Origin of the sequence: Helicobacter pylori (genome assembly GCF_017594925.1) — a bacterium.
In the GTDB taxonomy this organism is placed as follows: domain Bacteria; phylum Campylobacterota; class Campylobacteria; order Campylobacterales; family Helicobacteraceae; genus Helicobacter; species Helicobacter pylori_DP.
The window spans coordinates 69458-90647 of record NZ_JAALNT010000005.1; the positions used below are offsets into that span (position 1 = coordinate 69458).

The window sequence follows — 21190 nt, forward strand, 5'->3', positions numbered from 1 at the left end:
GTTTCAGCGCAATTAAAAGGAATTTTAACTAAAATATTGAGTTTAAATCCACGATGAGTTTTTAATGCAGTATAAGAAAAATAAGAAAAGATATTATTATTTAGCGTTAGGGATCCTTTTTTTAAATGGTCTGTCTTTGAAAGCTTTAGAAATCGCAGTCAAACCTTTTGGCTATCTGGGGCTATTGTATAATCAAGGGGCGCAAAAAAACCCTCACAGCTATGTGGGGGCTTTAGCGCGCCTTGGGGTGGATTTTTCTTATAGCAACGGGTGGTCCTTTGGTATTGGAGCGATTGGGGCTTGGAATATTTATAACAAACAGCGTTTGGCTAACCTTTACATCAGTCTAGGGAATTTTTTTGGTAACCCTAACAATGTTAAACCTTATTTGAGCGCTGGCGATGTTTCTGATGCGTATCTTCAATACACTAACCAGCGTTTTAAAATCGCTTTAGGGCGTTTCAATACCGATTTTGTGGATTTTGATTGGATAGGGGGCAATATTCAAGGGATCTCTGTGGCTTTTAAGCAAAATTCCATGCGTTATTTTGGGATTTTTATGGATAGCATGCTTTATAATGGGCATCAGATCAATAAAGAGCAAGGGAATCGGATCGCTACTTCCCTAAACGCTCTAGCGTCTTATGATCCTGTGTCTAAACGCTTGTATGTAGGGGGGGAAGTGTTTGTTTTAGGAGCAGAATACAGGCATGAAAATCTTAAAGTGGTGCCTTTTATTTTAACGGACACCCGCTTGCCTTTGCCCACTCAAAATGTTTTAGTGCAAGTGGGGGGTAAGTTGGAGTATGACGCTTCTTTAGCTAAGGGTTTCACTTCGCACACTCTAGTGCATGGCATGTATCAATACGGCAACACTGATGCGGCTACAAGCGCTAAAAATGCCGGCTTGTTTTTGATCGATCAAACTTTTAAATACAAAATTTTTAATTTTGGAACGGGTTTTTATATCGTTCCGGCAAGGAACAATAAGGGCTATCTATGGACTTTTAACGACAGGACTAAATTCTATGGCCGTGGGATCAATGCGCCCGGCGTGCCAGCGATTTATTTTGCTAACTCCAGCATTTCAGGCTATGTTTTTTTAGGGCTTAAGACTAAAAGGGTGCGTTTAGACGCGATGGTGGCTTTTGGGGATTACCAAGAATATTCTCTAATGAGCAGTTTTAGGGTTTGGACTTATAGGAGTTTGTCTTTTGATATGGGTGGGGGGTATGTGTATGCTTATAATTCTAAAGCCACGAGAAAAAGTCTTGGAAATAGTTCTTTTGTCTTTTTTGGGAAGTTTTTGTTTTAAAAAATACCATTTCTACAATTAATAGTGAAGAGTTTGCAATAAAGTAAGCGATAATTTCTTTTTTAAAAAATCAATATTAAAAGAAGTTTTTGTTTTAAAAATGTTTTAAGAAATTCTTTTGAAATCAGGTCTTTGGGGTTTTTTAGGGAAAAAAGCTTTTTTAAACTCAGGCTCCCATAGTTTGATCACGCCATGGCGGGTCATCTGGTGCATATTGACTAAGCGCATGTTTAAAAGAGCCTTTTCTTTAGCTTCGCTATCGCTCAAATCTTCTTTAATCTTGAACGCTTGAATGATTTGCTCCCACAATTCATGCTCTTTAGCGTCTTCGTTTAAAAAATCTTTATAGTTGAAGCCGCCAATCCCTTTAACCCCTTTAATATTATCCCCCTTATCCCCCACAACGCACTGGTAATAAGCAAAAAAATGAGCCTCTTTTTGACTCACATTAAAAAAAGCGTTGGTTTTCAAGTTGAAATGAGAGCCTCTATTGGAATACAAAATATCCTTATCCATGCTGGCTATCACATAATTGTTGGGGTCTTTCTTTTTGTAAAAAGAGATAATATCATCGGCTTCATATTCAAAACAATGTTCGCCCTGGATTTTAGCCCCTTTTTTTAGGGGGTATTTTTCCACTAAAGCGATTTTGAGAGCTTTTAAAAGGGATCTAAAATCTTCATCAAATTGGTGGCGTTTTTGTTTGTAATGATCGCATAACTGGTAGCGGAAACTCTCTCTGCCTCTAGTGATAAAAAAAAGCGTTTTAGAGCAACGGGTTTTGCGCATGATGGATAAAATTTGAGTGGTAAGGAAAATAACGCCCACTTCTTGCAAGCTGTAAGCGGCGAATCTTTTAGGGAGCGTTTTATTAGAGAGCAAACGCCTAACAATATTAGGGATAACGCAATCAATGTCTAGTAAAAGGGTTTTTGAATGCGTGGATCTTGTTTTGTTAAACGCTTGTCTAATGGTTAATCCTTAAGTTGAATTTCTCTTTTCAAAAGTTAAACTATTATAGTAAATATATAGCAAATAATAAGTTATTTTAATAATAATTAACTCTATTCTCATTAAATACGCTAAATTTTAAGAGATCACCGCTTGTTTTAGCTCTTTTGATTGTAAAAACGCTTTTGGCATTCTTGCATTTTATGATCAACGCCCCACAAAAAACAGGGCTTAAGGATTTTCTGTTATTTGCGCGGTAAGTTATACTTCCGGCGTTTTTCCCAAAGGCTTTTACGGCTAATGCCAAGCTTGTTGGCTAATTCCGTGTCGGTGCAAGTAGAAGAAAAATGCCTAATGGCTTCTTTTTCGTATTCTTGAATGGAAAGGAAAGTCGTGTGGTTGCTAAACAAAGATAGGGGTTTATTGCCGCATTCAATGCTCACAATTTTAGGAAATTCTAATGGCTCTTTATGGGTATAGGACAAAACAATAGGGCATGAACGGGCCAATTCTAACAACTTCAATTGCTCATCTTTTTTAAGCTCTTCTAAATGCATGATGTAAAAAGGGCGTTCTAATTTGTCTTTGTTCTTGTATAGATCTTTCCAAGTGGTATCCTTTAAAGAGAAAAAAGAAAAATCCATTTGCCTTTCTTTAGCGTATTGCAATAAATAAGCGTTCGCAAGCTCTTGAGAGGGCGTGTGAATAATAAAGGGCGGCCGGTAAGAAAAATCTTTAGGCAAGGGCAATTCCGCATGGATAAAGTCCAAGTAATTTTCATAAAATCCCAAGCGAGCGGTCATTTCTTGGTAGGCTTTGTGGTATTGGATCTTACGCAACAATTCGTCCATTTTAAAAGGTTTTAGAATATAATCTCTCGCTCCCGCTTGAATGGGTTTATTCACGCCATCTTCATTGACATGCGAAGCCATCATGATAATGATTTGCTTGGAATTATAACGCACAAAATGTTCGCAACGCCCTTGAGTGCAAACTTTAGAAGAAACTAAAATCACATCATAAGGCTCTTTATTTTCTTCTGAAATGCTAGAGATGATCTCGCAAAAATGCCCTAAATCATGCAAATTATGCGAAATACTCCTAGCTAGCGCTAAATCGTCTTCAATGATTAAGATTTTCATCCATTCTTCCTTTTATCGCGTTTAAAGTTTTTGTTTATAACGCATGCTCACATGCGCTTGGACTAACAGCCCTTCTTGTTTGCCAATGAACCCCATTTTTTCCATTGTAGTGGCTTTCAAGCTGACTTGAGATTTTTCTAAACCCAAAAGTTGGCTCAAATTCTCTAAAATCGCCGGTTTGTAAGGAGTGATTTTAGGGATTTCGCTAAAGATGGTCGCCCCCATTTCAAACAATTCAAACCCAATGCTTTGAGAAAAACCCAACACGATTTTTAAAAGCTCTTTAGAAGAGGCGTTTTTGTATTTGGGGTCATTATCAGGGAACCATTCGCCAATATCCCCCCCTTTAATCGCTCCTAAAATCGCATCAATAACCGCATGCAACAAAGCATCGCCATCGCTGTGAGCCTTTAACCCAAACTCGCAATCCAAAACAACCCCCCCTAAAACCATAGGCTTATTTTTAATGAACGCATGCGTATCAAAACCCATGCCGATAAAAGTGTCTTTTGCTGGGTTAAAAAAAGGCGTAAAAAACTTTAAATCGCCGCTCGTGGTGATCTTGTGCAAATTTTTACTGCCTTCAATATAGCTCACAGAGTTAGGGAAAGCTTGTAAAATCGCGCTGCTTTCATCTTTAAAATCCCCTTGATTTAGGGCTGATTGGAGCGTTTTGGTGTGGCTTAATTGCGGGGTTTGAATGAGTTTGATCGCTTCTCTGTCTAAAGCTTCGTTATAATAGATCGCTGTGTCATAGCAAGGCAAGTAAGGAGCGATGCAATAATGACTCGTTTGTTGGAGGGTCAAAAACAAACTTTTAAGCGCTTCCATATTCGCTAAACCCCTAGCCACATCGCTGGTGAGCGTGTAAGCGCTATCAATTGTTTTTAAAGCGTTGCACACGGATTCTTGCCTTGATGCCCCGCCTTTTACAAGCTTGATTTCAGGGTAATGGCGTTGGATATAAATATAATCCAATCCGCTTACAACTAAAATGATTTCCTTAAAGTCTAGGGCTTCTTTAAAGCTCTCATAAACGCTGAGCCATAAGGGGGTATGATTAGAGCGCAACCATTGTTTTTTGATGGTTTGAGAAAAACGCCTAGATTCCCCAGCAGCCAATAAAACAACGCTCGTTTGTTTGATAAGCGTTTCTAGCGTTTCTTTAGTTTCAAAAGGGTCTTCTTCTAAACTTTCCAAAGAGAGTTTAAAAGCTTCCCCATTCACTCTAATCAAAGACATGCGACTAACGACCCACCCCTATCATTTCACCAAAATGATCCTATAACCTTGATTCAAGTCTAAAACTAAGAATCGTTTGGGTTTGCCTTTATACTTTTCTAAAGCATGGTTAAAATCCGCAACGCTTTTCACTTCAATCTCTTCAATTTTTGTGATGATGTTGCCTTGCCTAAAGCCGGCTTGCTCTGCTGGGGAATTTTCATTCACTTGAGAGACTAAAACCCCTTGAACGTCATCGCTCAAACGCATAGACCTTTTGGTTTTTTGGGTTAAATCTTCTACTTGAAGCCCGTTCAATTGGCCTTGCGCGCCGTTTTGAGCAGAAATGGTTTCTTTTTTGTTAGGGTTTTTCCTTTCAGCAAGAGTGAGGGTGAAGGTGCGTTCTTTTTTGTCTCTAATGACTTTTAAGGTTACTCTTTGATTGGGTAGCATGGAGCCGATTAGATTTCTCAATTCATTCGTGTTTTTAACCTTTTTCCCATTGACTTCAGTGATCAAATCCCACACCAAAATCCCTGCTTTTTTAGCCGGAGAGTCTTTTTCTACGCTAATGACCACCGCTCCTTCTTTATTGTCATAAGAATTTTGCAAATCGCCACTCAAATCTTGCAAGCCCACGCCCAAGTAACCTCTTTCAATCTTACCGGTTTTAATGAGTTGGGTTACAATATCTTTAACCATATTAGAAGGGATGGCAAAGCCAATGCCATGGTTGCCCCCGGTTTTAGAAATGATAGCGGTATTGATCCCCACTAACCCTCCACGGCTATCAATTAAAGCGCCACCGGAATTTCCAGGATTGATGGAAGCGTCTGTTTGAATGAAATTCTCATAGCTGTTGATCCCAATCCCGCTTTTATTGAGTGCTGAAACAATGCCTTGAGTAACGCTTTCACCCACGCCAAAAGGGTTACCAATCGCAAAAACCAAATCGCCCACTGAAATATCATTAGAATCAGAGAATTTGATCGTGGGCAGATTGTCTTTAGTGATGCGAATCACGGCTAAATCGCTTTCAGAATCGGTGCCTACTAAAGTAGCGGAATACTCTTTATTGCTCCCTGGAATGGTAACTTTAATCTTATCTGCGCCATCAATCACATGGTTATTCGTAACGATATAGCCATCTTTAGAAATGATGACGCCACTGCCTAAAGCCCTTTCCATTCTTTCTTTAGGGATCATGCCGCCCAAATCCCCAAAAAATTGTTGGAAAAAGGGGTCATTAAACACACCGCCACCTATAAAATTGTTTTTAATCTTCTTTTCAGTAGAGATATTCACCACCGCTTTAATCGAATCCTTAATAGAATCGTGGTAAGAATAGATCGTATCGTCTTTAGAGGGAACACTCACTCGCTCTTTAACTTTGGGCATGTTTTGGATTTGGATATTGCCCGCATTCAAGCTTAACGCTAAAGCCAAAGAAACAAAAAAAGTTTTTTTCATCATGGTTACTTCCTTAAAATGTGCTAAACTTCAAAATTAAAAAAAGATTATATCAAATCTTTTTTGTTATTTTCATTAGCTTTTTGTGTAAAATAGTATCCAATGTAACACACAACAGCAAAAACAATCGTTAAAATCATCCCGATGCGTTGATCCTTATCCATAGCCGAACCAATCACGCCGATGGCACACCCAGTGATCCCTATGAGTTGCAAAAAGGGTAGAAAGGGGGCTTTATAAGGCAAATCCTCTAAAGAATGCCCGGCTTTTAAGTATTGCTTACGGAAAGAATATTGCGAAACAGACACGCTAACCCACACAATAATCACCGTGAAACTGATCACATTAATCAAAGCTTCCACGACATTTTCTTTGGCATAAATTTGGACTAAAAGCCCTATGAGAGAAAAAGAAAGGGAAAAAAACATCGCATAAGTGGGCGTGCCTTGTCGGTTGAGCTGGGAAAAAACTTTAAAAAACATCTTTTGTTTGGACAGCCCATAAATCATGCGGCTCGCTCCATAAAGCCCTGAATTAGCGGTAGAAAACATCGCCGTAATGATAACAGCGTTCATTATATCAGCCACATAAGGGATACCCATGCCAATAAAGGGCAAATTAATGCGTTCTAAAACGCTCACAAAAGGGCTTTGCGTGATAGAAGAATCATTCATGGGTAAAAAAACAGAAATGACAAACACAGAGCCTAAAAAGAAAAAGACAATCCGCCACAAAGTCGCTTTAATCGCTTTGGGCATCACCTCGCTAGCGTTTTTAGTCTCTCCCACAGCCACCCCAATCACCTCTGTGCCAGTGAAAGCAAAAATAACAGCGAGCATCGCGCTAAAAACCGCTGCGCTCCCGTTAGGGAAAAACCCCTTATCGCCAAAATGGAAATTATCAAAAACAGAACTAAACCCATGCAAATAGATTTGATAAATGATCCCAATTACGCCAATGCTTATAAAAGCGATCACCGCTAAAACTTTAATCAGGCTAAAGAAAAACTCGCCCTCGGCAAAAATTTTAACCGAAAAAAAGTTCAATAAAAAAACTAACGCAATGCATAAAATAACCCAATAATGGATAGGAATACCCGCAAACCAGCGTTGCATGAGCATGCCTATAGCGATGTATTCTAACGCAACCGTGATCACCCAGCCAAGCCAATACATCCAAAAAACCATATAGCCCGTGCCAGGGCCTATGAATTTAGCCGCATAATCCCCAAAACTTCCCGTAGTGGGATAAACGCTAGCCAATTCGCCTAAAGAGAGCATGATGCAATAAACCACAAGCCCTCCAAAACCATAAGCGATCAAGGTCCCTAAAGGGCCAGCGCTCGCAATATTACCTCCAGTGCCTACAAAAAGCCCTGTGCCAATCGCTCCCCCAAATGCAATCATTAAGAGATGGCGCATTTTCATGTCTCTTTTAAGCTCGCCTTGTTTTTGCGTGATGTTTTGATGCGTTATCTTTTGATTGTCCATGCGACACCTCCTTAGATTGAAAATAAAAATAGCTTGAATTATAACAAAAATAAAATAAAATGATTTTTTTAATTGAATATTGAAAATAAAATTTAAAAAAAAAACGATCAAAAGCATTTTTTAAAGATTAAATAGTAAAAGAGCTTGATCAAGCGATAGCTTTTTAAGAGTTTTAAGGTTTTTTTAAAGAACGCTAAAAACTTCTTTTAAAATATTAAGATTTATAATATTTAATGGTGTAATCTATCCCCGAATAAAGGGTTAAAAAAACCGCTATAGCCACAAGTGCATAAGAGTAAGTTACATCAGCCAATAAAGCACCAATCGCCACGACTTGAGAAACGGTTTTATACTTGCCTAACGCATTGACAGGAATATCCTTTTTCTCATTAGCGGCTAAGACTCTAATCCCTGAAATAAAAAATTCGCGCCCTAAAATCACAAACGGGATCCATGCATTCACACGATCCAAATAAACTAACCCTAAAAACGCGCTCAAAATAAGGATTTTATCCGCTAAAGGATCAAAAATTTCCCCAAAGCGCGATTTGGCTTTATAGCTTCTGGCGATGTAGCCGTCCAATAAATCCGTGAGCGCGGCAAACAAAAAAACCAATGAAGAGATCATGTTAATGTGAAAGGGGGTTAAAAAACTAAAATAAGTGTGCGTGTTTAACAATAAAAATAATAAAAATAAGGATAAGACAATGCGTAAAATCGTTAAAAAATTAGGCAGGAGTTTTAAAACTTTCATGCTTTCAAAAAGACTTGTGAAAAATTCAAAAACGCGCGCGCCAAAAAACCAAGCGCCACACACATTAAAACCACAGCGGTCGTTAAAAAAATGATAACTAACGCTTGCACTAAAATCCCTAAAAGAGCCAGCATGAAACTAAAAAGCAACAACCTAAACCCGCTTAAAAAAAACCTTTCTTGCGTGTAAAGGCTCAATTCTCTATAGAGTTTGTGCAAATAAAAAATAGAAACGCCATTACCGATTAGCGAAAGAGCGTTACTGGCGTTAGGGATAAGATAGCTTAAAAGGGCGCATAAAATCACCGCCAAAAAACTGAAAGCGAAATTTTCAAAAAAACTCAGATGGCGTGTGATTTTAGAAAGCCTGTAAAAACCAATCGCTCCGGCAATAAACCCAAGCACGCACAAAAAAAGAGACAATAAAACGATATAAGCTAGTTGATTGTTAAAGAGGTTAGAAAATTGAAACGATTTCACCCCGCTTGAAACAAGAAAAAGCACCAACAAAACAGCCCCACACAAAGGGGCGAAAAAATAGCCCAACAAGCATTTTTTAATGAATTGCAACTCTTTGTTTTGGTGGATGTGGATAATGTTTTGCAAGAAAAATCTTTATTTAAAAGTAGTCCCGCCATCTACAACGATCGTTTGCCCTGTAAGCCAACCGCTTTGGGTCTCATCGCATAAAAAATAAGCCGCTCCGGCCAGATCGTTAGGATCGCCCATGCGTTTTAGGGGCGATTGCTCTTCTACTTTTTCTTTAATCTCCATATAATCAGGGAAAGCTTTCAAAGCGTCCGTATCAATAGGCCCACCGCTAACCGCATTCACTCTAATGTTAAATTCGCCTAAATCCACAGCAGCGTATTTGACCATGGTTTCTACGGCGTTTTTGGAATTGCCATGTCCGGCGTAATTGGGCATATAGACCAAATTCCCAGTAGAGCTTAAGCTCACGATCGCCCCGCCTCCTATTTTTTGCATGCGTTTTGCCGCTTCTTGAGCCCCCACCACAAACGCTAACACGGTGGCTGTGTAAATATTGTTTAACCCCTTAGGTTTTAATCGCATAAACGGCGCAAATCCCCCCACGACAGAACGCCCGTAAATAATAGCGTTAGAAATAAAAAAATCCACTCTGTCAAAATCAGCGTCAATTTGCTTGAAAAGCTCCGTGTATTGCTCAGGCTCTAAAACATTAAGGGGGTAGGCTTTGGCTTTAATGGAATATTTTTGCTCCACATCTTCTATGATTTTGTTGGCTTCTTCAACATTTTTATTGTAAGTGAAAGCGATATTCACGCCGCTTTGAGCGAAGCGATACAATATCGCCTTGCCAATCCCTCTAGTTGCGCCGCTGATCACTAGGGTTTTATTTTTCATGTGATTGGAACCATTCATGCAATTACCTCATATTGTTGTAAAGTTTTTTCTAAAAGTTGAATCGTTTCTTTGCTTGGGGCCACTAAAGGCAGTCTGTAGCTTGGGTTTTCAATCAAGCCGGCTAAATGCATAGCCATTTTAATAGGGATGGGATTTGTTTCTACAAAAAGGGCTTGATGCAAATGAAAAAGCTTATTTTGGATTTCTAGGGCTTGTTGGTATTCAAATTTGAGCGCGCAATTGACCATTTGTGAAATCAAATTAGGCATTAAATTACCGGTCACTGAAATCACGCCACACCCCCCTGAAAACATGATAGAGTGGTTGAGCGAATCTTCCCCGCTAAAAATTTTAAAATCTTTTTCATAGTAATGCAATTCTGTGACTCTTTTCAAAGAGCCAGAGGCTTCTTTAATGGCTTTAATGTTAGGGACTTCTCTAAAAAGTTTGAGAGCTGTTGGGACTTCAATAGACACGCCTGTTCGGCTTGGCACATCATAAAGCATGACAGGGATTTCTACCGATTGAGCGATAGTTTTATAATGTTCAAACAAGCCTTGCTGGGTGGGGCGGTTATAATAAGGGCTTACGCATAAAATCGCATCCGCACCGATTTTTTGGGCGAACTTTGCTAAAGAAAGCGACTCGCTCGTGGCGTTACTGCCCACGCCGGCCAACACTTTCATGCGTGAATTGGAAGGCGTTTTAGTGCTTTTGCAAGTCTCTATGGCGATTTCAATGCAACGCATATGCTCTTTGTGGGTGAGCGTGGCGGATTCTCCTGTCGTGCCAACAGGCACGCATGCGTCCATGCCTTGAAAAATTTGGCGCTTGATCAAGGATTCATAAGCGGCCTCATCAACGCTCAAATCTTTTTTAAAAGGCGTAATTAACGCACTAGATGAATGAAATTGCATGTTATAAGGCTCTTTTAAGGTTTCAAAAACACGGTGGTTGATTGGGCGTCTTTAAAATATTCATTAGCCACGCGCACTAAATCGCTCACTTTTAAATCCAAAAATTGTCGCTGATAATCGGTCAAGCCTTGAATATCGTTTTGCACTAAATAGTCCGCAAAAAGCCCCGCAACATCGCTAGAACTTTCTAAGTTGGAAATAAAGTCAGCTTTTTGATTGATTTTGATTTTGTCTAATTCCGCTTGAGTGATTTCGCCTTTTTTAAGCTTTTCTAAAAGTGCTACGATTTCTTTTTGTAAGGCTTCGGCTTTGATATTAGGATTACCCCCAGCGATGAATAAAAACACGCTTTCATCTTGTAATTGCATGTTGTGCGAGAAAGCTTGAGAAGCCAGGCGTTTTTTATCCACTAATTCGCTTTGCAACCATGAGCTTTTGCCTTCGCCTAAAAGCTTGCTTAACGCGTCTAAGGCGACTTGATCTTTATGCTTGAAAGCAGGCACTTTATACCCTAACGCTACCCATTCTAAATGGACCCCATCTTTATGCACGACTGCCGTTCTTGCCCCATCTTGTTTAGGTTCTTTCATGTAAGGGGTTGGGATAGCTTTTTCATCAAGGTTTTTTAAGGATTCAAAATGCTTTTTACTCAATTCAAAAACCTTTTGGGAATTGACATCGCCCACCACTAAAATAATAGCGTTTTTAGGCTGATAATAGAGCGAATGGAATTTTTTAATGTCTTTTAAAGTCCAGTTTTGAATATCGTCCATAAAACCAATGGGTGTCCAATGGTAGGGGTGATAGACATAGGCGGTGTTAAAAAAGCGGAAATAAAGCATGCCGATAGGGGAATTATCGGTGCGCCATCGCCTTTCTTCAGCGACCACTTGACGCTCAGGCAAAAACTCATCTTCTTTTAAATTCAAAGAACCCATGGTTTCAGCGAACAATTCTAAAGACTTATCCAAGTTAGCTTGACTGGTTTTAATGAAATAGCGCGTAATATCAAAACTCGTAGAAGCGTTACTCACGCCCCCAAAACGCTTAACGATCTTATCAAATTCGCCGGCTTTAAGGTTTTTGGTGCTTTTAAAATTCAAATGCTCTAACATGTGAGCGATCCCGCTCTTTCCCATGGTTTCGTTTCTAGAGCCGACTTTATAAAGCACATCCACTTCTATAACCCCGGTTTTATTTTCTAAAGGGACGCTTACGACTTGCAACCCATTTTTTAAGGTAACGCTCTCATGTTTGGGTAAGTAAGATTGTGCGTGCATGCTCGCTCCTAAAGTGACTAACAAGACAGAACTAAGCCCTAAAAGTCTTTTAACAGAAAAATATCTCATCTTAAATCCGCTCCTATAGCCTCTTTGACGCTCAAAAATCCATCTTTTTGGAGTAATTTTACCAAATCTTTAAGAATATTTTGGCATAAATTTGGCCCTTTGTAAATAAAAGCGCTATAAATTTGTAACAGACTCGCTCCCATTTTAATCCTTTCATAAGCTTCTTTGGCATCGCTAATCCCCCCAACAGAAACAAGAATAGTCTTGTTAAAAAAAGCCTTAGCCAATTCTTTAAAGATTTCACGGCTTTTTTTAGTCAAGCATTTCCCGCTCAAGCCCCCCATTTCTTTAGGAGCGAACACCAGGCTTTTATCAATGGTCGTGTTAGTCGCAATAATCCCATGCGCTCCCGCTCCAATAGCGCTATTGACGATTTCTAGCATGTCATCTGTTTCTAAATCCGGGGCGATTTTTAAAAATAAAGGCTTATGGGTCATTTCTTTAGCCATGCAAAAAAGCTCATTCACAAACGCCTTATTTTGCAAATCCCTTAAATTAGGGGTATTGGGCGAAGAAAGGTTGAAAGTGTAATAATCGCCAATGTTTAAACATTGTTTTAAAACCGCCTTGTAATCTTCTAGGGCATGCGCTTGCTCTATGTGTTTGTTTTTGCCTAAATTGATGCCAACAGGGGTTTTATAAGGGGAGAAGCGATTAAACGATCTCACTCCTAAAATCGCCCCGTAATTATTAAACCCCATCGCATTTTGTAAGGACTCTTCTTCAATGTGCCTGAAAAGCCTTGGTCTTTCATTCCCCATTTGTGCTTCATTGGTGAGAGTGCCTGCTTCTAAATAGCCAAACCCAAAAGCCATTAACGCCCTAAGCATGGAAGCGTTTTTATCAAAACCGGCGGCTAAGCCTAAAGGGTTAGGGAAATTTAAGCCTAAAACTTCATTTTCAAGCTTTGGGTTTTGATAACCCCATTGAGAATGGATCAAACGACACAAAAAGGGCGATGAAGAAAGCGTTCTTAAAATTTGACAAACCTTTTCGTGCGCGATTTCAGCGTCTAGGCTAAAAAGATATTTTTTTACTAATGAATAAAACATTTAAATCCTTGTTTTTTATGATTTGAACGATAACCCTTAAAAGGTTTTAAGGGCTTGTTTTTCAAAATAATCCTGTGAATTTAAAGGATCGTTAGGGTTTGAAACTTTAGTGTAACGGCCTTTAGAATTTAACTCGTAGCGTTTTAAGGTGTCTTTTAATTGGATTTCTAAAATATGTAACAATTTATTGGCGATCTTGGGGTTTGTGGCGGGAATGAGCAATTCCACGCGCCTTTCTAAATTCCTGGGCATTAAATCCGCGCTAGAAAAATAAATATTTTCATGTTTAAAATAATAAATGCGTGCATGTTCTAAATATTTCCCCACAATAGAATACACCCTGATATTTTCGCTCAAGCCCTTGACTTGTGGCTTTAAACAGCAAATCCCTCTAATAATGAGATCAATTTTAACCCCTTTTTGAGAGGCTTGATAGAGCCATTCAATGATTTCGCCATCCACTAGGGCGTTAGCTTTTAAAATGATATAGCCTTCTTGTTTGTGGTTCATTTCATTTTGAATGAGTTCAATGATTTTGGGCTTGATCTGTTTGGGCGCCATGAAAAGCGTTTCTAGGGCGCTATTAGTTGCGCTGCTAGTGAGCAAGGAATGGAAAAGCTTGATAATGTCGTTAGCGATTTCATTTTTAGCGCTAAAAAAACTCACATCGGTATAGATTTTAGCGCTCAAAGGGTTGTAATTGCCCGTGCTTAAATGGGTGAAATGGCGTAATTGGTTGTCCGTTTTTTTGGTGATTACTAGCATTTTAGCATGCACTTTGAGTTTGAAAACGCCATAAACGACTAACGCGCCCGCCCTTTCTAAAGCTTTTGCCCAGTGCAGATTGCTTTCTTCATCAAAGCGCGCTTTTAATTCCACTAAAACGCTCACTTGAATCTTGCTCGCCGCTTCAATTAAGGCTTTGACAATGGGGGAATGCTTGCCCACACGATAAAGCGTCATTTTGATAGAAAGGGTGGTTGGATCGCTAGCGGCTTGCTCTATTAAATCGATCACAGGCTCAAAACTTTCATAAGGATGAAACAGCAACAGATCTTGTTTTTCTATGGATTTAAAAAGATCGTTTTCATTGAAATGAGGGTGGATTTTGGGCGTGAAATTGGGCGATTTGAGCGCTTTAAAATCGCTATGATTGACTAATTCCCACAAATCCCCTAAATTGAGCATGATCGCGCTTTTATAGATATGCATGCCGGTGAGTTTGTGCTTTTTGTAAGAATGGGTTTGAAAACTCCTTAAAGACGCTAAAAGGGTTTTTAAAAGCTCTTGACTCCCTTTTTGGGTTTGCAAGCGCACGATTTCGCCTTGATTGCGTTTCCTCAAGCTCTTACTCATCAAATCCGCATAATCATGCGCTTCGTCTTCAGTGATAGCAATATCCGCATCGCAAGTTACCCTAAACGCCATGCAATCTAAAATCTCATGCTCTAAAAACAATTCTTCTAAATGAGCTTCTACGATTTCTTCAGCCAGCGCAAACAAGCCTTTTTCTAGCTCCACAAAACGGAAGATAAAAGAGGGGAGTTTGATGAGCGCATAGGAGACGCTTTGGGTTTCTTTGTCTTTGATGTGGGCAAAAAGCGCGAAAGTCAGATTCGCTAAAGGCGGGAAGGTGTGCGAAGAATCCAACTTAAAAGGCAAAACTAACGCATAAAGCTGCTCTTTAAAATAGGTTTTAGCCTTCGCTTTTTGCTCTAAATTCAATTCATTATAGGGGGTGATGCAAAGCCCTTTTTTAAAGAGTAGGGCTTGGATTTTTTGGAATTCCAATTCCCTTTCTTCAATTTCATGCGCTAAATAATGCTTGATTTTTTCTAGTTGCTCTTCAGGGCTTGTGCCATCAATGCCTTTAGAGGCGATTTTATGCTCATAGAGTTGTTTAAGCCCCGCCACTCTTATCATGTAAAATTCGTCCAAATTCGTGTCATAAATGGCTAAAAATTTCAAGCGCTCTAATAAAGGCAAGCTCTCATCTTTGGCTTCGTTCAAAACCCTTGTGTTAAAAGCTAACCATGAAAGCTCTCGGTTGAAGAAACGATTCAATAAAAATCCTTTAAATCATCATGTTTAAAAATCAGTTTGTTTGGTGTGATTATATAATGAAATGATAATCATTGAAGCTTTTTTAAAAAGTCATGGTCGGAGTAGCGGGATTCAAACCCACGACCTCACCCACCCCAAGGGTGCGCGCTAATCAGGCTGCGCCATACTCCGCAATCAAAAAGGGGTATTGTAGCGCGAGTTTGCTTAGTTGTTGTTTAAAAACTCTTTTTTGTAAAACTTCATTTAACCCAAAAGATCGCTTAAAATTTTTTCAGCGTTTTTTGGGTTGATTTATTCTATAATAAACGAACGCAATTAATAATTTCTTGGTTTTCTCTTTGGTTGCGGTATTTGGAGTATGTTAGGGTTGGGGGTAACAGTGGGTGGTTACCTCGAAAGGAGATAACCTAACATGAAATTACTATCAGTAATCATAGTTTTAATGGTGTCCGCAACGCCATTATACTAAAATTTTGGCTCTGGCGCAAGAGCGCTAGGGTCAAATCTATGGTTACTAGCGGATTTGACTCAAACTTTTAATTTTTGAAACTTCTTTTTCTTTAAAAAATTTCTTTTGATGACAAAACTTCTCTTTCTTGTAACTAAAGGGTTTTTACCCCTTAAAAAAGTTTTGTTCTAAAATTTTTCATTGGGGTTTGACTTGTTGTTTTAAGAGCAGAGGGAGTAGAAAGTCTCTGATTTGTTCTAATTTTTTAGAAATTCTTGTATTAATGGATATAAGCGTGAGTAGTGGCATAATAATTTGATTAAATTTTTTAATTTCATGCACGGACGGCATGTAAATAGGATATTTTTTAAGCAAATTTTTTTGTAAGTGTTTAAGGCTAGTTCCTTGAAAAAAGCTTTGATTGATATAGGTTTTTATGCTTGAAAGCAGTAAATATAAATAGTCGCTAAATTCGTTAGTGCCAATACACCAAGTATCCGTTGAATAAGAAGCTTTGCCTACATAAAATTTAATACCAGCATTACCTCCAGTGTTTAAAAAGCAATTTCTGCCATCAATGATCGCTTTAGGATAGGATAGGGTATTATCTCCGCTTGTAAAGAAAGGGTATTTATCTTGGGTTTTTTGGGCGTTTTTAACCATAATACTAGATTTAGGATTTTCAATAATAATTTGTTCTAGCTTTGCATTTTTAGGTTTGTATTTGAAATAATATTCATAGACTTTATGAGCGAGATTGTGTAAAAGCTCATTGATTTTATGGTTGTTTTCTATTTTTTGATCTAAGACAGAAAGCGTGCGAGCGATTTTTTGTTGTTCGTAATAAGTGGGGGGTATCTTAACTTCAAACAGACCTAAAGTAGCCCCTGAAACTTCTTTAAAAGTAGTTCCGCCCCCTATGTTAGAGATGTTATCCTTATGGTATTTGAGTAAGTAGTATAAAAATTCAAAATAAATTTTTTTGTTAGGGATAATGCTTTTAAAACCTTGATTGGTGCATAGCCTTTTTTCAGCAATTGCCACATAACCTATAGGAGCTCTTGAAGAAAATAAAATGGCATGTTTTGGGAGTAACACACAAGAGCATGATTTAAATCCTAAGCGTGAAATGCTGCGGCTGCCTTTTTTAATGTAGCGCCCTTGTAAAGTGGATAAATCTTTAGGGGTAATCCAAGCAATTTTATTGCCATAGTTTTTGGGGTTATTGGTAGGTGGGGTAGTGCCACCGACGATTTTCCCTAAATCTTTTAAACAAAATGTTTGCCACTCACTCAAACCTAACCCCTTTTAAAGTTTCTAAAATTTCTTGTTGCAAATTTTGGCTTTCATCAAAAAGGCTTGTGAGTTCGCTTGAATATTGCTGCATCAAGTTTTCAAACTCCGCTTGGCTGATTGGCTCGCTCGTGTCTTCTATAGTGAAATACTGACCGGGGTTTAGAGAATAATTTTTTTCTGTGATTTCATCAAAAGAAACCAGAGTGCAAAAATCCGCTTTTTTAGTTTTATTTTGAAAAGTTTCTAAAATCAAATCCATATCGCTTGGTCTTAAGCGCGTTTTTTTGTTTTTGTTTTCGGTGTATTCTTCGCCGAGTTTGGAAGCGTCAATCAAGATCACTTCCTTTGCGCTTGGCGTTTTTTGAAAAAAGATGATGCTCACATTAGTGCCGGTGTTGGCAAAAACCTGACTGGGCATGCAAACCACCCCATAAACGAGCCTTTCATCCACTAAATGCCGGACAATCTTATTTTCTACCCCACTTTTAGCGCTAATGAATCCGGTTGGCACGATAATAGCCCCCTTACCCTTATTACTAAGCATGTTCAAGCAATGCTGGAAAAAGAGCGTGTAAATGGGCATTTTGCTTTTATCGTTTTTAGGGATATTAGGCACGCCTAAGAAAAAATCGTTTTTGTTTTGCGAAATCTCGGCATGTTCGTTGGAAAAATCTAGCTTGAAAGGGGGGTTACTCACGATGAAATCCATTTTCCCTTTGTGGTCTTTGGAGTGGTAGGGGTTGGTTAAAGTGTTTCCCTCAATGGCGTATCTTAAAGAGTGGGTCAAGTCGTTTAAAATCAGGTTGAGTTTGAGCATTCTTAAGGATTTTTGCGAAATGTCTTGGGCATAAAGGGTGCAAGAATCCGTTCCTATTTGGTGGGCTAATGCCATTAAAAGCGTTCCTGTGCCTGCGCTTGGGTCATAGATTTTAACGCTTTGAGTGGGTTCGCTCACTAAAAGCTTAGCGATGATGCTAGCGATGCTTAAAGGGGTGTAGTATTCGGCGTATTTGCCTCCTTTGTTGCTATTGTAATCTTTGAGCAAGTATTCAAAAATGGGGGCGAAAAAATCATAGCCTTGTTGGTTTTGCAGGTTTAAAAAAGCTTGTTTGAAATCAAAATTTTTGAGTTTGTCTAGTAAAGCTCTGGTGAAATTAGCCCTTTTAGACTCTTCATTAATGTATTGTGAGATGCTTTCAAATAGGGCGATATTGGTTTCATCCGTGCTTTTGGTGTTGAAAAGCTCGGCATTATTGCTAGAAATACGATTAAAAATAATATCTAGCTTTAGGTGTAAATCGTTATCGTTAAAATGTTTTTCAAAAAGATAGCTTAAAAGATCATCATAGGCGAGTTTGGGGAGTCTTTTATCAATTAAGGTAATAAAAAAATCTTCTTTTTCTTCTTCGTTAAAGTCTTTGTAATCTTGTATTGTTTGGTTAGGAAATTCTTGTTCAAAAAGGAATTCAAACTTATCGCATAAGAATTTATACAAAAAGCATTGCGTGATGATCTTGTATTCGTTGCCGTCGTTCCCTAAACCTTTATCCGCGCAAATGACTTTTAAATCATCAATGAGGTTGAGGGTGTTTTGTTTGATTTGCAATAAAGCGTTATTAGGCATGTGAATTTCCTTGATGGTGGTTTTGCAGCTCGTTAAAAAGGGTTTGAACGATAAGTTCTTTTTCTTTTTCTAAATCTTTTAAGGAGGGGTTTTTTTTGAAAGCGTTCCTTAATTCTCGGTCTATGGCATTTTTTAGGTAATTTTCTTCTTCTTCGTTTAAGATTTCTTGACGCTTAGAAATACGCTCATCAATAGCGCTTTTTAGCGTGCTTAAAAGCGTGAAAATTCCCTCTTGGTCAGAAATGTTTTCTTCCATGAGTCGTTTGTGGAGGCGTTTGTGCGTGATCGCATAAGCTAAAGCATTATCGTATTTATTTAATAGGTGGGTGGTTTGTTGGTTGTGTTGTTTGAGTTGTGAAATGATCGCGCTATAAGAATGAGAAATCCTATCAAAATTCTGGCTTGTTGCGGGCGTTTGGAGCAGTTTTGAAAGCTCTTTAGAAATCTTTTGAACTTCTTTGTCTTGTTTGTCCGGGATTTTTTCTAACATCTCTTTAGCTTGCTTGTATTTAGCGCTAATATATTCTTTTTCTTTGAAGCGTAATTCTTTGCTTTCTTTAAACTCTATTTTAAAGTCTAAAAGAGCGATGAGGTCTTCTAAAATGATTAAATCGTTTGGGTTTTTAGGCTCATTGATATTTTTTAACGCATGGAGATGTTTGGCTTTTTTATGAAGCGTTGAAGAGATTTTATTGATCTTTTCAATATCAATTTTTTCTTTTAAGGAAAGGATTTTTTCATCATTAGAAGTGCGGATTAAATTGTAGCGCTCTTTGAGCGTGTTGATAGCGTGTGAAACTTTTTGCAACTCGTTAATGCCGCTCATATTCACAATGGCACTAGTCATGTCCTCTACATCATCAATGGGGTAATTAAACAGATCATCATAGGCGTTTTTAATGTCTTTTTCTAAAATATTGCGATCCGCAAACATGTCTTTGAGATTATCTTTGATATTAAAATCGCTTTGATTGAATTGGTTTAATTCTTTCAAATAATCATCAGTCGTTTTGTCATAATTTTCTTTAATCCCTACAAAATCTATAAGGTAGCCAAAAGACATGTTGTTATAAGGGCGATTCACTCTGGCTAGGGCTTGGAGCAAATTGTGATCTTTTAATTCTCTGTGGATATAAAGGCGTTTGAGATTGGGTAAATCAAAGCCGGTTAAAAGCATGTTAAACACAAAGACTATATCCGTATCTCCATGTTTAAAAGAATCAATCTTTTCTTTGACTTCTTGTTCGTCATGCAAAATCAGGCTGGATTGGAGTTGTTTTAAAATTTTCAGGTTAGGGTTTTCTTGTAAGACTTTTTCTTGGACTTCATTAAAAAGCCAATTAGCTAACTTGGCTTGTGCGCTTGAAAAACAAACCACCATAGCCTTTAAATTTTCATCATTATTTACACGCCTGAAATTCAATAAATCTCTGATGATATAAGAGAGCATTTCTTTAATGTATCTTTCATGATTAAAAATCGTTTCTTTTTTAACCTCTATGTCTTCAATAGTGATGCTTTCTTGTAAAAGGCGATAGATTTCTTGTAGTTTTTCTTTATAACTCTTTTCAATGATTTCTAATTGGAGTTTTAGGGTGTGTCTGTCTTTAATGGATTCTGCATAAGAATAGGTGTGCAAGTAGTTGCCAAAAGTTTTTTTAGTGGCTTTATCTTGCGCGTTGTCTTCTAATAGGGGCGTGCCTGTGAGGGCGATTTTGATTGCTGTCTTGTCGCATTCTATCAAATTAGCGTAAAAACAACCTTTAGGGTCATAGCTCCTGTGGGCTTCATCTATGATAAACACCCTTTGTAAATCGTGGCTATCTTTTGCCGCTTCTTGTAATTCTGTTTTAGAAATAATTTCTTTAGGAGCGCTAGAAGGGTCTTCATTGGGGGCTTTTTCTTCATTGGGGGATTTGAATTTTTGGATATTCACAACGATGATTTCATCATTCCCTTGAGAGCCTTCAAACACGTTAGAGTTTTTTAATTTTTGGCTCAAATCCTCTTTATTTTCTGCCTCATGCACACAAAGGCCTCTTTTTGAAAACTCGTTTTTGGCTTGTTCTAATAAATCCAACCTGTCCACAATAAAATAAAATTTAGTCTTTTTATTCAAATTGGAGCGGTCAAAAAAGTCTCTGATGAGTTTGGTTAAGTGGTAGGTTAAGGCGGTTTTACCGCTGCCTTGCGTGTGCCAAATGATGCCTTTTAGGGGATCTTTTGGGTTCGTTTCATAATGCTTTTGTAATTCTTTTAAAACGTTCAAGCTCGCAAACATTTGCGCGTAACGCCAAACATGTTTTTTAAACTCTGATTTTTCTTTTAAGAAACTAATGCCGTATTTTAGGATAAAGCAAAGCCGTTTATGAGAGCAAAATGAAGTTAAAAAGGGGTTTGTGGTGGCGTCTTTAGAGCTTTCTAGGGTGTCGGTATCTTTAAGGTTAAATTCTTTTAAGATGCGTTTTTGAATTTCTTCAAGCGATCTGTGGTTTTGATGATTTTGTTCATTTTCGGGGGGGGGGGTAATATCTAGCTTATTGGCTTCAACAAAGTGCTGGAAAATAGGCGAATAAGAAGCGCTATAAAACGCGCCTTGATCGGGGTTTTTTTCATCATAAGGCAAGTTATCGCTAAAGAGCCAGATTTGCGCGAGGTTATAAAAAACTTTGTTTTCAGGGTTTTCATAGCGTTTGATGTGGCGATCTCTTT

Annotated in this window: 16 protein-coding genes and 1 tRNA gene; 1 reads left to right on the forward strand and 16 read right to left on the reverse strand. The window is 38.3% G+C overall.

Annotated elements, in window-relative coordinates; translation table 11 throughout:
- The first annotated feature begins 64 nt into the window (after positions 1–64).
- A complete protein-coding gene (locus G6069_RS03400; RefSeq protein ID WP_197293373.1) occupies positions 65–1315 on the forward strand; it encodes a hypothetical protein in 1251 nt (416 codons plus the stop codon).
- 105 nt (positions 1316–1420) lie between these two features.
- On the opposite strand, the gene G6069_RS03405 is transcribed toward G6069_RS03400, so the two are convergent.
- The 16 genes from G6069_RS03405 to G6069_RS03480 form a co-directional block, all read right to left on the reverse strand.
- A complete protein-coding gene (locus tag G6069_RS03405; protein ID WP_197293389.1) occupies positions 1421–2287 on the reverse strand; it encodes a 5'-3' exonuclease in 867 nt (288 codons plus the stop codon).
- A 224-nt stretch (positions 2288–2511) separates the two neighbouring features.
- The gene (locus G6069_RS03410; protein WP_000697534.1) at positions 2512–3408 is read right to left on the reverse strand and encodes an OriC activity response regulator; all 897 of its coding nucleotides are present in this window, start codon (positions 3406–3408) and stop codon (positions 2512–2514) included.
- A 21-nt stretch (positions 3409–3429) separates the two neighbouring features.
- Positions 3430–4650 carry a bifunctional 2-C-methyl-D-erythritol 4-phosphate cytidylyltransferase/2-C-methyl-D-erythritol 2,4-cyclodiphosphate synthase gene (locus tag G6069_RS03415; RefSeq protein ID WP_197293374.1) on the reverse strand — a complete coding sequence of 407 codons (1221 nt, stop codon included), beginning with the start codon at positions 4648–4650 and terminating at the stop codon, positions 3430–3432.
- A gap of 21 nt (positions 4651–4671) precedes the next feature.
- A complete protein-coding gene (locus G6069_RS03420; RefSeq protein ID WP_197293375.1) occupies positions 4672–6102 on the reverse strand; it encodes a Do family serine endopeptidase in 1431 nt (476 codons plus the stop codon).
- 44 nt (positions 6103–6146) lie between these two features.
- On the reverse strand, positions 6147–7589 hold the full coding sequence (locus G6069_RS03425; protein ID WP_197293376.1) for an amino acid permease: 1443 nt from the start codon (positions 7587–7589) through the stop codon (positions 6147–6149).
- A gap of 214 nt (positions 7590–7803) precedes the next feature.
- Positions 7804–8343, reverse strand: coding sequence for a CDP-diacylglycerol--glycerol-3-phosphate 3-phosphatidyltransferase (gene pgsA / locus G6069_RS03430; protein ID WP_197293377.1), 540 nt, complete (start codon positions 8341–8343; stop codon positions 7804–7806).
- Complete coding sequence (locus G6069_RS03435; protein WP_197293378.1) at positions 8340–8948, reverse strand: hypothetical protein; 609 nt, start codon at positions 8946–8948, stop codon at positions 8340–8342. Before G6069_RS03435 ends, pgsA begins: the two co-directional genes overlap by 4 nt.
- A gap of 9 nt (positions 8949–8957) precedes the next feature.
- Positions 8958–9746: an enoyl-ACP reductase gene (locus G6069_RS03440; protein ID WP_120840458.1), complete on the reverse strand. Its 789-nt coding sequence runs from the start codon at positions 9744–9746 to the stop codon at positions 8958–8960.
- On the reverse strand, positions 9743–10645 hold the full coding sequence (gene dapA / locus G6069_RS03445) for a 4-hydroxy-tetrahydrodipicolinate synthase (protein WP_197293379.1): 903 nt from the start codon (positions 10643–10645) through the stop codon (positions 9743–9745). The genes G6069_RS03440 and dapA overlap by 4 nt, the downstream gene beginning before the upstream one ends.
- Before the next feature lie 14 nt (positions 10646–10659).
- Positions 10660–11994 carry a zinc protease PqqE gene (gene pqqE / locus G6069_RS03450; protein WP_197293380.1) on the reverse strand — a complete coding sequence of 445 codons (1335 nt, stop codon included), beginning with the start codon at positions 11992–11994 and terminating at the stop codon, positions 10660–10662.
- Positions 11991–13046 (reverse strand): quinone-dependent dihydroorotate dehydrogenase, encoded by a 1056-nt coding sequence (locus tag G6069_RS03455; protein ID WP_197293381.1) that lies wholly within the window; start codon positions 13044–13046, stop codon positions 11991–11993. The genes pqqE and G6069_RS03455 overlap by 4 nt, the downstream gene beginning before the upstream one ends.
- A gap of 36 nt (positions 13047–13082) precedes the next feature.
- Complete coding sequence (locus G6069_RS03460; protein ID WP_197293382.1) at positions 13083–15110, reverse strand: RNA degradosome polyphosphate kinase; 2028 nt, start codon at positions 15108–15110, stop codon at positions 13083–13085.
- A gap of 93 nt (positions 15111–15203) precedes the next feature.
- Positions 15204–15281: transfer RNA gene (locus G6069_RS03465), tRNA-Pro, on the reverse strand.
- Positions 15282–15756: 475 nt separating this feature from the next.
- Complete coding sequence (locus G6069_RS03470; protein ID WP_197293383.1) at positions 15757–16854, reverse strand: restriction endonuclease subunit S; 1098 nt, start codon at positions 16852–16854, stop codon at positions 15757–15759.
- Positions 16847–18478 carry an N-6 DNA methylase gene (locus tag G6069_RS03475; protein WP_197293384.1) on the reverse strand — a complete coding sequence of 544 codons (1632 nt, stop codon included), beginning with the start codon at positions 18476–18478 and terminating at the stop codon, positions 16847–16849. The genes G6069_RS03470 and G6069_RS03475 overlap by 8 nt, the downstream gene beginning before the upstream one ends.
- A partial coding sequence (locus G6069_RS03480) for a DEAD/DEAH box helicase family protein (protein WP_197293385.1) occupies positions 18471–21190 on the reverse strand: 2720 nt, incomplete at its 5' end. The genes G6069_RS03480 and G6069_RS03475, both read right to left, overlap by 8 nt.